At 69.9% G+C, this 16,030-nt stretch carries 7 protein-coding genes; all 7 read left to right on the forward strand.

Translation table 11 applies throughout. The features are described 5' to 3' along the window. Positions 1-92: 92 nt before the first annotated feature. The 7 genes from PLD_RS12820 to PLD_RS12850 are packed head-to-tail and all read left to right on the forward strand — an operon-like array spanning position 93 to position 16,029. Entirely contained in the window at positions 93-1,760 is a 1,668-nt protein-coding gene (locus PLD_RS12820; protein WP_159893122.1) for a (2,3-dihydroxybenzoyl)adenylate synthase, read from the forward strand. Further along, on the forward strand, positions 1,747-3,498 hold the full coding sequence (locus PLD_RS12825; protein WP_178116152.1) for an ABC transporter ATP-binding protein: 1,752 nt from the start codon (positions 1,747-1,749) through the stop codon (positions 3,496-3,498). Before PLD_RS12820 ends, PLD_RS12825 begins: the two co-directional genes overlap by 14 nt. Next, positions 3,495-5,258 carry an ABC transporter ATP-binding protein gene (locus PLD_RS12830; RefSeq protein ID WP_159893124.1) on the forward strand — a complete coding sequence of 588 codons (1,764 nt, stop codon included), beginning with the start codon at positions 3,495-3,497 and terminating at the stop codon, positions 5,256-5,258. The genes PLD_RS12825 and PLD_RS12830 overlap by 4 nt, the downstream gene beginning before the upstream one ends. Further along, a complete protein-coding gene (locus PLD_RS12835) occupies positions 5,251-8,721 on the forward strand; it encodes a non-ribosomal peptide synthetase (protein ID WP_159893126.1) in 3,471 nt (1,156 codons plus the stop codon). Before PLD_RS12830 ends, PLD_RS12835 begins: the two co-directional genes overlap by 8 nt. Further along, entirely contained in the window at positions 8,718-14,141 is a 5,424-nt protein-coding gene (locus tag PLD_RS12840; RefSeq protein WP_159893128.1) for a non-ribosomal peptide synthetase, read from the forward strand. Before PLD_RS12835 ends, PLD_RS12840 begins: the two co-directional genes overlap by 4 nt. Next, positions 14,138-15,253, forward strand: a complete 1,116-nt coding sequence (locus PLD_RS12845) for a saccharopine dehydrogenase NADP-binding domain-containing protein (RefSeq protein ID WP_256674612.1) — start codon at positions 14,138-14,140, stop codon at positions 15,251-15,253. The genes PLD_RS12840 and PLD_RS12845 overlap by 4 nt, the downstream gene beginning before the upstream one ends. Beyond that, the gene (locus PLD_RS12850) at positions 15,250-16,029 is read left to right on the forward strand and encodes a thioesterase II family protein (RefSeq protein ID WP_159893130.1); all 780 of its coding nucleotides are present in this window, start codon (positions 15,250-15,252) and stop codon (positions 16,027-16,029) included. Before PLD_RS12845 ends, PLD_RS12850 begins: the two co-directional genes overlap by 4 nt. Position 16,030 lies beyond the last annotated feature (1 nt).

Raw genomic sequence — 16,030 nt, forward strand, 5'->3', positions numbered from 1 at the left:
CGCCGCGCTGACGGCTCATCTTCCCTTCATTCCGGGGGCCTGACATGTCAGGTCCGGGGCGGCCTTTTGCCGAAAAAAACTCAGGAGACAGCATGTCCACTCTCGATGATTCGCAGGATTGCCCCGCTTGGCCCGAGGCCTTCGCCCAGGCTTACCGCGAGGCCGGTTACTGGCGCGATGAAACCTTTGGCGATCTGCTGCGCTTTGCTGCCCGGGCCTTTGCCGAGCGCGAGGCGCTGACCGATGGTCAGCGGCGCGTCAGTTACCGCCAACTGGACCTGCGGGTCGATCAACTGGCCAGCGGCCTTTGCCGCCTGGGCCTGCGCGCCGGCGACAACGTGGTGCTGCAGTTGCCCAATGGCGGCGCCTTTGTCGAAGCCTGCTTTGCCCTGTACCGCCTGGGGGTGCGCCCGATCTTCGCCTTGCCGGCCCACCGGCACCTGGAAATCGGCGGTTTTTGCGCGTTTGCTCAGGCCCGGGCCTACCTGTGCGCTGACCGTGATGGCGGCTTCGACTACCGCGCCATGGCCCGCGACCTCAAGGCCGGCAATCCGCAGCTGGCGTGGGTGATCGTTGCCGGCGAGGCCGAAGAATTCACTGCGCTCGATGATTTGTATGATCAGGCGGCGCCCAGCGCTTTTGCCACGCCGAGCGCTGACGCCGTGGCGTGTTTCCAGTTGTCCGGCGGCTCTACCGGCACCCCCAAGCTGATCCCTCGCCGGCACCACGAATACCTCTACAACCTGCGGGCCAGCGTCGAACGCTGCGGGTTGTCCAGTACCAGCGTGTACCTGGCGGCGCTGCCCATGGCCCATAACTTTCCCATGTGCTGCCCGGGTTTCATGGGCACCTTGGCGGTGGGAGGGCGCGTGGTGCTTGCGGCATCGCCGAGCCCGGAGGTGTGCTTTGCCCTGATCGAGCGCGAAGCTGTGACCCACACCGCCCTGGTGCCGCCCCTGGCCCTGGTCTGGCTGGAGGCGGCCCAAGCCCGTGGGCGCGGGCTGGCGTCGTTGCAACTGCTGCAGGTGGGCGGCGCCAAGCTCAGCTTCGAGGCGGCGCGGCGCATCGAGCCGGTGCTCGGTTGCCGTCTGCAGCAAGTGTTCGGCATGGCCGAGGGGTTGATCTGCTACACCGACCCGCACGACTCGCCCGAGCACGTGCTGCACACCCAGGGTCGGCCACTGTCGCCAGCGGATGAAATCCGCGTGGTGGACGAGCATGAGCAGCCCGTTGCGCAGGGGCAGGTGGGCCAGTTGCTGACCCGCGGTCCCTACACCATTCGCGGGTATTACCGTCAGCCCGAACACAACGCTCAAGCCTTCACCGCCGACGGTTTCTACCGCACCGGCGACCGGGTGCAGCTCACCGCCGACGGCTACCTGATGGTGGAAGGGCGCGACAAGGACCTGATCAACCGCGGCGGTGAAAAGATCGCCGCCGAAGAGGTGGAGAACCTGCTGCTGAGCCATCCGGCGGTGGCCGATATCGCCCTGGTGGCGATGCCCGACGCCTTCCTTGGCGAGCGCACCTGTGCCTTTGTCATTCCCCGGGGCAAGGCGCCCCGGACCCCGGAACTGCTGCGCCATCTGCGGGCCCAGGGCCTGGCGGCATTCAAGCTGCCGGACCGCTTCGAGTTCATCCCGGCCTTTCCCCAGACTGGGGTCGGCAAGGTCAGCCGCAAGCACCTGCGCGAGGCGATCCAGGCCCTGTACTTCGGCAACCGGGCCCAAGCCCTGGAGGCCACTGATGGCCGTGGCTGAACCGGCAGGACTGACCGCACTGTTGCGCCCGGTGCGCGGGCGCCTGCTGGCGGCGATGCTGCTGCAAGTGCTGGCGGCGCTGGTGGGCCTGCTGCCGCTGATCGCCGTGGCCGAACTGGCGCCGCTGCTGCTGGCCGGCGAGCTGGGCCTGGAGCGCGCGGGCTTCTGGCTGCTGGCCGGGGCCGGGGCGCTGCTCCTGCGCCTGCTGGGGCTGGCGGCGGGGTTGCAGATCACCCACCTGGCCGACAGCGACCTGCAGCGCCATCTGCGCCAGCGCATCGCCGCCCATCTGGCGCGGGTGCCCCTGGCCTGGCTCGACGGCCAGCGGCAAACCGCCGAGCGGGTGCTGCTGGAGGACGTCGGCGCCCTGCATCAGTTGGTGGCGCACCTGCCCAACAACCTGGTGGCGGCCTTGGTGGTGCCCTTGGCCAGCCTGATCTACCTGCTGACGGTGAGCCTGCCCATGACCCTGGTGGTGCTGGCGCCACCGTTGATCGCGCTGTGGCGCCTGCGGGTGATGCGCACCCCGGCCTATCGCGACGAGCGCCAGCGCCTGGGCGGCGCCATGGGCGCGCTGTCGACGGCGACCCTGAACTTCGTGCAGAGCATCGCCATGGTCAAATCCTTTGGCCGGGTGGAGCGGGTCCAGGACGAGTTCTTCACGGCGGTGGAGGATTTTGCCGCGTTCTTCTCCCGTTGGGTCGAGCGCTGGGCGGGCCTGGGCGCCAGTGTCGAGGTGCTGCTCTCGCCCCTGTTGGTGCTGGCCCTGGTGCTGGTGGCCGGGGTGGCGCTGATCGCCGTCGGGGTCTTGCAGCCGTTGCAGTTGCTGGCGTTTGCCTTGCTGGGGCCGGCCCTGGCGGCGCCGGTGGCGGCTCTGGGGCATGGCGCCGATTCTCTGGTCCAGGGTCGGGCGGCGGCGCAGCGCATCAGTGCGCTGCTCAAGACCCCGGTGCTGGCGCAGCCGGCCTGTTCCCGGGAGCCCGAGGGGGCTGTGGTGAGCTTCGAAGCCGTGGACTTCAGTTACCCAGACGGCAGCCAGGTGTTGCATGGTATCGATCTGTGCCTGCAGCCGGGCACCCTGACCGCCCTGGTGGGGGATTGCGGGGCCGGAAAATCCACCCTGGCCACCTTGCTCGCGCGCTTTGCCGATGTCAGCGCCGGGGCGATCCGCATCGGCGGTGTCGACCTGCGGGACATGGACAGCGCGACCCTGTATCGCCAGGTGGCCTTTGTCTTTCAAGAGGTGCGCCTGCTGCGCGCCAGCGTTCTCGACAACCTGCGCCTGAACCGGCCCGGAGCCCGTCTGGCCGAGGTCGAAGCCGCGGCCCGGGCGGCGCAGATCCACGAACGCATCTGCGCCTTGCCAGAGGGCTATCACAGCCAGCTGGGGGAGGGGCTGCAGCTGTCCGGCGGCGAAATCCAGCGCCTGGGCATCGCCCGGGCCATGCTCAGCCGCGCGCCGATCCTGGTGCTCGACGAGGCCACTGCCGCCAGCGATCCGCAATCGGAGGCGGCGATCCAGCAGGCCCTGTCGCGCCTGGCCCAGGGGCGTACGGTGCTGGTGGTCGCCCATCGCCTGAGCAGCATCCAGGACGCCGAGCAGATTGCCGTGCTGCAGGGCGGACGCCTGGTGGAATGCGGTCGGCACCAGGCCTTGCTGGAGCGGCAGGGGGTGTATGCCGGGCTCTGGGCCGCGGAGCAGTTGGACGCCGCCGCGCTGAACGGGAGTCGCCCATGATTGCCGCGCTGTTACGCAGTCTGCAGCCGCGGGAAGCCGCGCTGTTGCGTCGTGCCTTGCTGGCCATGGCCGCCAGTGCCCTGGCCCAGGGCGTTGCCCTGGGGTTGCTGCCGATGGCCCTGGCCAGTGCCCTGGAGGCCGCCACGGCCCGGACGCCCTGGCTCTGGGCCGCAGCCTTTGGCGGATTCGCCGGGCTCTGTCTGTGGCTGCGCCGCCGGGCGCAACTGGCGGGCTACCGGGCGGGAGCCGCGGCGGCGCGTTCGTTGAACCTGCGCATCGGCCGGCATCTGGCGCGCCTGCCCCTGGAGTGGTTTGTCGAGCGACGCGGCGCCGAGCTCAACCGCCTGGTGACCCACACCGTGGCGCAGATCATGAGCGCTCCGGCGCACTTGCTGCAGCCCATGGCCAATGCCTTGCTCACGCCCCTGGCCCTGCTCGTGGCGCTGTGGTGCTACGACCTGTCCATGGCCCTGGCGGCCCTGGCCTGCCTGCCGTTGCTGGTGCTGTTCTATCACTGGGGTGTGCGCTGGGGCGGGCAGGCCGAGCAGCACAGCGAAGCGGCGGCCGGCGAAGCCGCGGCGCGGGTCCTGGAATACCTGCGCCAGCAGCCGCTGCTGCGGGCCAGCGGACGCAACGGTGAAGGTTTCAGCCTGCTCGGCGCGGCGCTGCAGCAACAGCGTCAGGCCCAGCGCCGGGCGCACTGGCGGACCTTTCCGGCGGCCCTGGGGCTGGTGCTGGCGCTTCAGGCCGGCTACACCGCGGTGCTGTTGTGCGGGCTCTACGCGGTGCTCGGCGGCAGCCTCGGCGCCGTGCAATACCTGGCCCTGGCGGTGCTTGCCACCTGCCTGGTGGAACCCATGGGCGCCCTGGTCAACCTGGGCACCAGCCTGCGCCAGACCCGCCATGGCCTGGACAGTCTGCGCCAGTTGCTGGACCTGGCGCCGCTGCCGGAACCGGCCCGGCCCCAGGTGCCGGCCGACCGGCGCCTGGAGGTTCGCCAGCTGGGCCTGGAGCGCCAGGGGCGGGCGATCCTGCAGGGCATCAGCTTCACGCTGGAGCCGGGTTCGCTGAACCTGCTGGTGGGGCCATCCGGTTCCGGCAAGTCCAGCCTGCTGCGGCTGCTGGCGCGCTTTTGCGATGTCAGCCACGGCGCCATTCTGCTGGGCGCTGTCGACCTGCGGCAGCTGTCGGCCAGCCAGCGTGATCGGGACATCGCCCTGATGTTCCAGGACTGCCCGCCGCTGGCCGCCAGCCTGCTGGACAACCTGCGCCTGGGCCGCCCCGAGGCCAGCGAAGCGCAACTGCTGGAAGCGGCCCGCGCCACCGGCCTCGACCGGCTGGCCCAGCGCCTGCCCCAAGGCTGGCAGACCCGGGTCGGCGAGGGCGGCGTGAGCCTTTCCGGCGGTGAACGCCAGTGCCTGGCCCTGGCCCGGGTCATGCTCAAGGACGCCACGCTGATCCTTCTGGACGAGCCCACCGCCGCCCTGGACGCCATCAGCGAGGCCCGGGTCAACCAGAGCCTGCGGCAACTGGCGAGCAAGCACACGGTGCTGCTGGCGACCCACAAGCCGACCCTGGCTCCGTGCGCCGAGCAGATCCTCCTGCTGGACCAGGGCCGTCTGGCCCAGCACGGCACCCATAGCCAACTGATGGCGACCCCGGGCCGTTATCGCCAGTTGTTTCACCAGCGCGAAGCGATCAATCGCTGGCGCTTGCGCACACCTTCTTCCGTACCCCAAAGGACCGTCCACCATGACTGATCACCCAGCACTGGCACGCGCTCATCTCGCGCCCGCCGGCCTGAGTCATTCACCCCAAGGACTCTGTGAAGGCATCGCCCGGTTGCTCGGCTACGCGCCCGGGGACCTTGAGGCGGATGCGTCGCTGATCGAGCAGGGCCTCGACTCGGTGAGCATCATGCGCCTGCCGGCGTTGCTGGCCGGCGAAGGCGTGAGCCTGAGCTTCGCAGAGCTGATCCAGCAGCCGACCCTGGCCGCCTGGTGGGCGCTGATCGAGGCCCGTCGCGGCCTCGCGACGCCGCGCCTGCAGGCCGTGGCCAGCGCCCCCGCCAGCGATGATTTCGCCCTGACCCCGCTGCAGCAGGCCTACTGGTTCGGCCGCGATCCGGGCATGCCCCTGGGCGGGGTCGGCTGCCACCTGTACCAGGAACTGGACGGCCACGGCCTGGAGCCCGTGCGCCTGGAGCAGGCCCTGCGCCGCCTGTGCCAGCGCCATCCGATGCTGCGCGCCTGTTTCATCAGCGACAGCTGCCAGCGCATCCTGCCCCAGAGCCCCTGGTCCGGGCTGACCGTCCACGACCTGCGTCAGGCCTCCTGCGTCGGCGCCGCCGAGGCCCTGGAGCAGCTCCGCGAAAGCCTCTCGCACCGGCGCCTGGAGGTCAGTCGCGGGCAGGTGTTCGACGTGCAACTGAGCCTGCTGCCCGAAGGCCGCAGCCGCCTGCACCTGAACATCGACCTGCTGGTGGCCGACGTGCTCAGTATCGGCATCCTGTTGCGCGACCTGGCGCTGATCCATGCTGGCCAGGAGCACAGCCTGCCGGCCCTGGAATGGACCTTCGCCGACTACCTGCGGACCGAGCAGGAACTGCGCGCGCCGCAGTTGGCGGCGGCCCGGGACTATTGGCTGGAGCGCCTGGAGGATCTGCCGGACGGCCCGCAACTGCCCCTGGCCCAGGAGCCACAGCAGCTCGGCACCCCGCGTTTTCGCCGGCTGGCGATGCGCCTTAACCACGAGCAGGTGCAGGCCCTGGAACAGCGCGCCCGGCAACACGGCCTGACCCTGGCCAGCGTGCTCGCCTGTGCCTATGCCCAGGTACTGGGGCGCTGGAGCGCCAGCCCGCATTTCCTGCTCAACGTGCCGCTGTTCGACCGCCAGGAACTGCACCCCTGCGTGCCCCATCTGCTGGCGGATTTCTCCAACCTGGTGCTGCTGGAAGTCGACCAGCGCCAGCCCGCGTCCTTCTGCCAGCAGGCGTCGGCGCTGCAGGCCCAATTGCACCGCGACATCGCTCACAGCGCCTGGCCCGGGGTCGAGGTGCTGCGCGAGCGTGCGCGGCTGCGCCAGGGCGGCGGCCAGGGTGCGCCGGTGGTGTTCGCCTGTAACCTGGGCCCGGCCTTGGTCGACGCCACCTGCCGCGAGCAACTGGGTGAACCGGGCTGGGCGCTGTCGCAGACGCCCCAGGTCTGGCTCGACCACCAGAGCTACCCGCTGGCCGACGGCCTGCTGCTGAACTGGGACGCGGTGCAGGGGCTGTTTCCCGAAGACCTGTTGGAGCAGATGTTCGACGCCTACCGCAGCTTGCTGCTGTGGCTGTGCGCCAACCACTGGCAACAGCCGGCGCCCTTGCCGCTGCCGGCGGCGCAGCAGCAACGGCGGCAGTGGGTCAATGCCACCGAACACGCCACGCCCGCGCAGTGCCTGCACCAGGGCTTCTTCCAACAGGCCCAGGCCCATCCCGAGCGGCTGGCGCTGATCTGTGACCAGGGCCGTCTGAGTTATGCCGAGCTGGCCCGGCAAGCCCTGCAACTGGCGGGCGCCTTGGTGGAGTGGGGCGTGCAGCGGGGTGATGCGGTGGCGATCACCCTGCCCAAGGGCCGCGAACAGGTGATCGCGGTGCTGGGGATTCTCGCCGCCGGGGCGGTCTACGTGCCGGTGGGCATCGAACAGCCGCCGGCCCGGCGCGACATGATCTATCAGCGCGCCGGGGCGCGGGTGGTGATCACCGATCAGGCCCACCGCGACGGTGGTATCTGGCTGGCCGAGCTGCGGGTGGTGACCCTGGCCCAGGCGCGCCCGGCGCTCGCCCTGGAGCAACCGCTGGCGCTGGCGGCCGATGCCCTGGCGTATGTGATCTTCACCTCGGGCACCACCGGCGAGCCCAAGGGCGTCGAGCTCTGCCATCAGGCGGCGATGAACACCGTCGCCGCGATCAACCGCCGTTACCAGGTCAGCGCCGAGGACCGGATGTTGGGGCTCTCGGCCCTGGATTTCGACCTGTCGGTGTACGACCTCTTCGGTGCGCTGAGTGTCGGCGGCGCCCTGGTCCTGCCGGCGAACAGCCTGCGCAAGGAGCCCCGGGAATGGCTGCGGCTGATCCGCGAACAGCGGGTGAGCCTGTGGAACTCGGTGCCGGCGCTGTTGGAGATGCTGACCCTGCAAGTGCGCGACGGCGCCGGGCTCGGGGCATTGCGCCTGGCCATGGTGTCCGGCGACTGGGTCGGCCTCGACCTGCCACGGCGCCTGGAGCAAGCGGCGGGCCGCCGCGTGCCGTTCGTGGCCCTGGGCGGCGCCACCGAGGCGGCGATCTGGTCCAACTATCAGGAGGTGGCGGCGGTGCCCGCGCACTGGCGCTCGATCCCCTACGGCCGGCCCCTGGACAACCAGCGCTTTAGGGTGGTGGACAGCCAGGGCCGGGACTGCCCGGACTGGGTGCCCGGCGAGCTGTGGATCGGCGGCGCCGGGGTGGCCACCGGTTATCGCGGTCTGCCAACCCTCAGCGCCCAGCGCTTTGTCGAGCATGACGGCGGGCGCTGGTACCGCACCGGCGACCAGGGTCGCTACTGGGCCGACGGCAGTCTGGAGTTTCTCGGGCGTCTGGACCAGCAGGTCAAGGTCCGCGGCTTTCGCATCGAACTGGCGGAAATCGACCTGGCCCTGGAGCGCCACCCGGCCATCAGCCGTGCCCTGAGCCTGGTGCTGCCCGGCAGCGAGCCGCAACTGGCGGCGGTGCTGCTGGCCCATGAACCGCTGCCCGAGCCCCAGGCCCTGCGTCAGTGGCTGGGGCAATGGCTGCCCGAGCACATGCTTCCGGACACCTGGCTGACCCTGGCCGAACTGCCCCTGAGCAGCAACGGCAAGGTCGATCGCGCGGCCCTGTTGTGGCTGCTGCAGGAGCAGCGCCGCGGCGCCCAGCCGCACAGCGCCGAACCGCCGCAAGGGGCGTGGGAGGAAGCTGTGGCCGCGCTGTGGCAGGAGCTGCTGCAAGTGCCCCAGGTGGGCCGGCACCAGGGCTTTTTCGCCCTGGGTGGCAACAGCCTGCTGGCGGCCCGCTTGATCGAACGCATCGCCCGGCAGTTCCAGGTGGAACTGTCGCTCAAGGACTTTTTCAACGCGGCCACCGTGGCCCTGCAGGGGCAGTTGCTCGCCTCGCGCCGGGAACAGCGGCCCGTCACTCAGAACGCAATGGTGGAGGGCGTGTTATGACGCTGCAGCAACTGCAACAGGACCTGCAACAACTGGGCGTGGAGCTCTGGGAAGAACAGGGCCGCCTGCGCTATCGGGCCCCGGCCGGGGTCATGGACGAGGCGCGCCTGAACCAGCTGCGCGAGCACAAGGAGGCGCTGCTGCAACAACTGCAGGCGGCGCAGATGCCGACCCTGGAGGCGGACCATTCGGCCCGCGAAGAACCCTTTCCGCTGACCGACGTGCAGGCGGCCTACCTGCTGGGCCGCACCAGCGCTTTCAGCTATGGCGGCGTAGCCTGCCACGGCTACCTGGAGTTCGCCCAGCAGGACCTCGACCCGCTGCGCCTGGAACAGGCCTGGAACCAGTTGATCGCCCGTCATGAGATGCTCCGCGCCGTGGTGCTGGAGGACGGCTACCAGCGCATCCTGCCCCAGGTGCCACACTACGCCATCGCCTGCCATGACCTGCGCCAGGACAACGGCAGCGCCTTGCAGGCCCTGCGCGAGGGCATGGAACTGCGCCGCGCCACGCCGCAGCAATGGCCGCTGATCGAGTTGTGCGTGAGCCAGGGCCGCGAGACCTCGCGCCTGCACCTGTCGGTGGACCTGTTGGTGTGCGACTACCAGAGCGTGCGCATGCTGCTGGCCGAGTTGCAGCAGCTGTACCGTGGCGAGGCCCTGCCGGCGCCGGCGCCGATCAGCTTTCGCGACTACGTGCTGGGCGAGCGGCGCCTGCGCGAGCAACCGCGCTACCAGCGCGACCGTGACTACTGGTGGGCGCGGGTCGACAGCCTGCCGGGGGCACCGGAGCTGCCGTTGCTGGGGGCGCCCACCGGGCCACGCTTCCAGCGCCGGGCCATGAGCCTGGAAGCGCGGGACTGCAACGCCCTGCGCCTGAACGCGGCCGCCGCCGGGGTCGGGGTGTCGGCGGCGATCCTCTCGGCCTATGCCGAAACCCTTGGGCGCTGGAGCCGGCGCGGGCACTTCTGCCTGAGCCTGACCCTGCTCAATCGCCTGTCCCTGCACCCCCAGGTCGACCGCCTGGTGGGGGATTTCAGCTCGGTGGAACTGCTGGAAGTGCAGACCCTGCAAGGCGGCAGCTTCGGCCAGCGCAGCCAGCAGTTGCAGGAACGCCTGTGGCAAGACATGGACCATCGCCTGTGCTCGGGCATCGAAGTGCTGCGCGAGCTGGCGCGGCGCAAGGGCCAGGACGCGGCGCTGATGCCGTACGCCTTCACCAGCACCCTGGGGGCCGGTGGCGAGAGCGGCGGCGGGGCCTTCATGCCCGGCGCCGAGCTGGTGTTTGGCATCAGCCAGACGCCCCAGGTGCTGATCGATTGCCAGGTCAGCGAGCGTGACCACAGCCTGGCGATCAACTGGGACATTCGCGAGGGGGTGTTCAGCGAAGCGCTGCTGGATGCGCTGTTCGACACCTTCGAACGACTGCTCAAGCGCCTGGCCCGGGAGCCCTCGGCCTGGACCCTGGACGACTGCCTGGAGTTGCCGGCGGCCCAGCGCCTGCAACGCGAGCTGGTGAACCAGAGCGCCGCGCCGTTGCCCGAAGGGCTGCTGCATGAGCCGTTCTGGCGCCAGGCCGCCGCCACGCCCCAGCGTGTGGCGCTGATTCAGGGCGCCGCGCAGATGAGCTACGGCGAGTTGGCCGGGCGCGCCGAAGCCGTGGCCGAGGCCCTGCTCGATGCCGGCTGCCAGCCGGGAGAGCGGGTCGCGGTGTGCATGGACAAGGGCCTGGAGCAGGTGATCGCGGTGCTCGGCATTCTGCGGGCCGGGGCGGCCTACCTGCCCCTGGACACCAACCAGCCCGAGGCCCGGCGCCAGCTGATCCTGGACAACGCCGAGGTCGGCCGGGTGCTCAGTCAATCCTGGTTGAGCGATGAGTTGTGCTGGCCTGCGCCGGTGACCCAGGTGATCCAGGTCGATCAGAGCCCGCTGGCGGCGCAAGCTCCATTGCCGGTGCTGGACATCGATCCGCAGCAACTGGCCTACGTGATCTACACCTCCGGCTCCACCGGGGTGCCCAAGGGCGTGATGATCAGCCATCAGGCGGCGCTCAATACCATCGTCGACATCAACCAGCGCTTTGCCATCGACGCTGAAGACCGGGTGCTGGCCCTGGCCAGCCTGGGCTTCGACCTGTCGGTGTACGACCTCTTCGGCCTGCTGGCGGTGGGGGGCGCCCTGGTGCTGCCCGACCCGCAACGCCGCGCCGACCCTTCGCACTGGGCCGAGTGCGCCCGGGAACACGGGGTGACCCTGTGGAACTCGGTGCCGGCGCAATTGCAGATGCTCACCCACTACCTGCAGGCGCTGCCGGCCATGGCGCCCACGTCGCTGCGCCTGGCGCTGCTGTCCGGCGACTGGATCCCCCTGAACCTGCCGGCCGAGGCCGGGCAACTGTTGCCGGGCCTGAGGCTGATCAGCCTCGGCGGCGCCACTGAAGCGGCGATCTGGTCGATCTACTACCCGATCACCCAGATCGACCGGCAATGGCGCAGCATTCCCTATGGCCTGCCGTTGACCAACCAGCGCTTCATGATCCTCGACGAGCAGGGCCGCGACCGCCCGCAAGGGGTGGCCGGCGAGCTGTACATCGCCGGGGATGGGCTGGCCCTGGGTTACCTGGGGGATGCCGAGAAAACCGCCGAGCGCTTTGTCGATCACCCCCGCAGCGGCGAGCGCCTGTACCGCACCGGTGACCTGGGGCGCTACCTGGAGGACGGTCTGATCGAGTTCCTGGGTCGTGAGGATTTTCAGGTCAAGGTGCGCGGCCACCGCATCGAACTGGCGGAAGTGGAAAGCGCCTTGCTCAGCCATCCCCATGTGGAGTCGGCGGTGGTGGTGGCCGCGGGCGAGGGCGCCTTCGACCGGCGCCTGCAAGCCTGCCTGACGGCCAGCCTGCGGGACATGCCGCTGGCCTGGCCGGAGCAGTTGGAGGCGCGCACTCGGGCGGCGGCCCAGGCGGTGCGTGGCGACTTGAGCGATGCCTTGGTCAGCGAGATGTCGGCCTGCGTCGAGCGCGCCGCGTTGTTGTCCATGGGCCTGGCCCTGCAGCGTCCCGGACTGTTCGACGCCGCGGGGCAGAGCCATGCGCTGGAGGAGATTGTGGCGCGCTGCGAAGTGGCGCCGCGCAATCAGCGCCTGATCCGCCGCTGGTTGCAGGCCCTGGCCCGGGAAGGCCTGGTGCACTGGGACCGGCACACCGGGGGGTATTCGGGCTTGCAGGTGTCGGCCGCGCAATACCGCCAGCTGTGGCAGCGCATCGACGCCCTGGAACCGTCCGTGGGCTGGGGCGCCGAGGTGCTGCGTTATTTGCGCGAAAGCCAGGAGCACCTGCCGGCGCTGATGAGCGACCGGCTCGACCCGCTGCACCTGCTGTTCCCCGAGGGCCGTACCGACACCGCCGAGGGCGCCTACCGCAAGAACCTGATCAGCCAGTACCTGAACCAGGCGGTGTGCGCCGCGCTGCAGGAGATCGTGCGCCAGCAGCCGGCGGGCAAGCGCCTGCGCCTGCTGGAAATCGGCGCCGGGGTCGGCGGCACCAGCGCCGACCTGATCCCGGCCCTGGACGGCCTGCCGGTGGACTACCAGTTCACCGACCTGTCGCAGTTCTTCCTCAATGAGGCGCGGGAGCACTTCGCCGCTTACCCCTGGGTCAGCTACGGGCTGTTCGACCTCAACCAGGACCATTGGGCCCAGGGCGTGGCCGCCAACTCCCTGGACGTGATTCTCTGCGCCAACGTGCTGCACAACTCGCGGCATGCCAGCCGGGTGCTGGCGCGGCTGCGGGAGATGCTGGCCCCGGGCGGCTGGCTGATCTTCATCGAGGCCACCCGCGACACCTACCAGATCATGGCCTCCATGGAATTCAAGGAAGGCCTGACTGCCTTCGAGGATTTTCGCGCCGAGCAGGACACCACCTTCATCCGTCGCGAGCAGTGGCAGCAGTTGCTGCTGGAGGCCGGGGGCGAAAGCCCGCTGTGCCTGCCCGAGGCCGATGACGCCATGTCGCAGATCGGCCAGCACCTGTTCATCACCCGCTTCAAGAGCCAGCGCCAGACCCTGGAGCCTGACGCTCTGCACGCCCATCTGGCCCAGCGCCTGCCGGACTACATGATCCCGGCGCACTGGCAGATCCTTGACGAAATGCCCCTGACCGCCAACGGCAAGGTCGATCGCCAGGCCCTGGCCCGGATCGGCCTGGCCGGGCTCGAGCAGCAGGCCAGCAGCGGCGCGGCGCCGCTGGACGATCTGGAACGCAGCATCGCCGAGGTCTGGCAGACCCTGTTGCGGGTGCCGGTGGTGGGCCGTGACCAGGGCTTCTTCGAACTGGGCGGCGACTCGCTGCTGGTGGCACAGGTGGTGGGGCGCCTGCGCGAAGTCTTGCCCGAGGCCCGGCCACTGCCCTGGAGCGACTTGCTGCGCCAGTTGATCAACCAGCCCACCGTGGCGGCCCTGGCCGACTACCTGCGCGGCCAGGGCGTGGACGGCGAGTCGCCGCTGGTGCGCATCAACGACAAGGCCCAGGGCCCGATGCGGATCTTCGTCCACGATGGCAGTGGCACCCTGGCGCCGTACCGCGCCTTGTTCGCCGCCCTGGGGGAGGACGTGCCCCTGGAAGGGCTGGTGCTCAACGATGTAGCGGCTTACCTGGCCCTGGAACCGGCCACGGCAATTCGCCGGTTGGCCGAGCGCTATGCCGATACCTTGCAGGCCGCAGGCCGGCGTCAGGTGAGCATCGTCGGCTACTGCCTGGGCGGACTGCTGGCCACGGAACTGGCGGCGTGCCTGGCGGCGCGTTCGATCCAGGTGCTGCAACTGAGCGTGATCAGCAGCTACCGGGTGCCGTTCATGATCGAGGACGACCTGTTGGCCGAGTACGTGTTCGCCCGGGTGATGCAGGCCGATCCGCTGGCCCTGGGGTATCCCGAGAATGAACAGGCCATGGAACGCAGCATCGCCCGGGTGCTGGCGCAGACCCCGGGGCGGGTGCCCCAGGGTTCGCTGCTGGCCTTGAGCGAGGACGCCCAGTGCGCCCCGGCCCTGGCCTGCCTGCGGCGCCTGGCAGAGAAGACCCCGGAGCAGCGCCTGCGGGCGGTTGCCGAGGCCATGCGCCACGCCGGTTCGCAGTTGAGTGACCTGCACTGGCTGGGCGAGCAATTGCAGGTGTTGCGTCACAGTCTGGCGGCGGTGGCCTTGCATGAGGCCACGCCGTATCAGGGCGACTTGCTGTTCATTCGCCAGAGTGGCGAGGTGCAGGTGCTGCCGGGCATGCACCGCGACATGAGCGCCTATTGGCAGGCCCTGTGCCTGGGTGAACTGCGGGTGGTGGATGTGCCCGGGGATCACTTCAGCTGCATGCAGCAGCCCCAGGTGCAAGCCGTGGCCCGGGCCTTCGATGCCGCCACCGAGGTGGCGGCATGAGTGGGGCGCTGATTGGTCTGCTCGGGGCCTATGGCAGCGTCGGCCGTCAAGTGGCGCAACTGCTGGCACCCAGGCTTGCCTTGCGCCTGGGCGGACGCGATCGGCAACAGGCCGAGCTGTTGAACCGGCAGTTGGGCGCGCGCGCCGAGGTGCGCGCCCTGGACCTGTGGGATGAGCAAAGCCTGGCCAGCTTTTGCGCCGGCTGCACCCTGGTGATCAATTGCGCCGGGCCCAGCTACCGGATCCTCGACCGGGTGGCCCAGGCCGCGCTGGCGGCGGGCGCCGATTACCTGGATGTGGGCGGCGACGACCCGGTGCACGAGCGTCTGGCCGGGCCAGTGCCCGCAGGGCGCCGGGTGCTGTTGTCGGCGGGCATGCTGCCGGGGCTGTCGGGGGTGTTCCCGCGGTTGCTGGCGCAGTCCTTCCAGCGAGTCGATGAGATGCGCTGCTATGCCGGCGGCCTGGGACGGCTGTCCGCCACGGCCGCCGAGGACTTCCTGCTAAGCCTGGGCAACGGCTTCGGCCAGGCCCAGTGTGGCTGGCGCGAGGGGCGGGTGGTGCGCAGCACGGGCAGTGCCCGGCAGCCTCTGCAGCGGGACTGGCTGCCGGTGGCCGGGGTACAGGCCTATCCCTACCTGAGCACCGAGCAGCAGCGCTTGTTCAGTGACCTGCAAGTGCCCCATGGACAGGGCTTCAACCTGTTCGAGGGCGGGCAACTGGCGGCGACTTTGCAGCGTATCCAGGGCTCGGCGCCAGAGGCGCGCAACACGCCGCAGCACATCGCCGCGCTGGTCCAGGCCAGTGCCCTGGATGTCGCCGGACGGCGGCCGTACCAACTGCTGGCGGTGGAGATCGACGGCCTGCGTGATGGCCGCCCGCAGCACGCCAGTGCCTGGCTGCGGGCCGGCGACGGTTCGCGGTTGACCGGCAGCGTCGCGGCGTTCTGCGCGCTGCATTGGCAGCAGTTGCCGCAAGGCCTGCATTACGCGGCCCAGGTGCTGGATGCCGAAGCCTGCCTGGGGCAGGTCTGTCAGTGGTTGCCGAACACTCGGGTCAGCCTGGGCCTGGGCGCCGGTGCTCCACTGGCCGAGCTAGAGGAGGGTGTGCTGTGAGAAAGGCTCCCAGTGCCTGGCTGCGACGTCATCCTCAGCCCCAGCCACCGCGTTGCCGGCTGGTGTGCCTGCCCCATGCCGGGGGCAGCGCGAGTTTTTTCAATGACTGGCGGGCGGGGTTGCCCGCCGATATCGAGTTGATCGGCGTGCAGTACCCAGGGCGTGAAGAGCGCCTCAACGAGACTTGGCCCGGCAGCCTGGAGTGGATGGCGGGCACTATCACTCGGGCCCTGTCGGATCTGGTGGACCGGCCCTTGGTGCTGTTCGGCCACAGCATGGGTGCGGCCCTGGCCTATGAAGTGGCGGGGCGCCTGCAACAACAGGGTTCGGCCCCTCAGCGCCTGATTGTCTCCGCGCACCCGGCGCCCCATCGCCAGCGCCACAGCGCGTTGCACCTGGGCTCGGACGAGGCGTTGCTGGCGGATGTGCGGCGTCTGTCCGACGGTGCGCCGTCACTGCTGGACGACCCGACGCTGCGCGACCTGTACCTGCCGGCCTTGCGCAACGACTACCGGCTGATCGAGTGCTATCGCGGCGCTGTCGGCCGCGCCCTGGACCTGCCCCTGAGCGTGTGCCTGGGCAATCAGGACACTGAAGTCGATGCCGATGAGGCCTATGCCTGGACCGAAGTCAGTGCCCGGGTTACCGACTTCCAGAGCTTCCCTGGCGGGCACTTCTACCTGCGCGAGCAGCAGGCCGAAGTGCTCGGGCACCTGACCCGGCTGCTGGCGGGGTATGGCGAGCCGTTGTGGCAGTGCTGGCCTTCGACCCCATGAA

The sequence above is a fragment of the Pseudomonas sp. LD120 genome, assembly GCF_009861525.1.
Classification (GTDB): Bacteria; Pseudomonadota; Gammaproteobacteria; order Pseudomonadales; family Pseudomonadaceae; genus Aquipseudomonas.

Coding starts and splice junctions, on each gene's coding strand:
- PLD_RS12845 (WP_256674612.1), top strand. CDS start 14,138: ATGAGTGGGGCGCTGATTGGTCTGCTCGGGGCCTATGGCAGCGTCGGC.
- PLD_RS12825 (WP_178116152.1), top strand. CDS start 1,747: ATGGCCGTGGCTGAACCGGCAGGACTGACCGCACTGTTGCGCCCGGTG.
- PLD_RS12820 (WP_159893122.1), top strand. CDS start 93: ATGTCCACTCTCGATGATTCGCAGGATTGCCCCGCTTGGCCCGAGGCC.
- PLD_RS12835 (WP_159893126.1), top strand. CDS start 5,251: ATGACTGATCACCCAGCACTGGCACGCGCTCATCTCGCGCCCGCCGGC.
- PLD_RS12840 (WP_159893128.1), top strand. CDS start 8,718: ATGACGCTGCAGCAACTGCAACAGGACCTGCAACAACTGGGCGTGGAG.
- PLD_RS12830 (WP_159893124.1), top strand. CDS start 3,495: ATGATTGCCGCGCTGTTACGCAGTCTGCAGCCGCGGGAAGCCGCGCTG.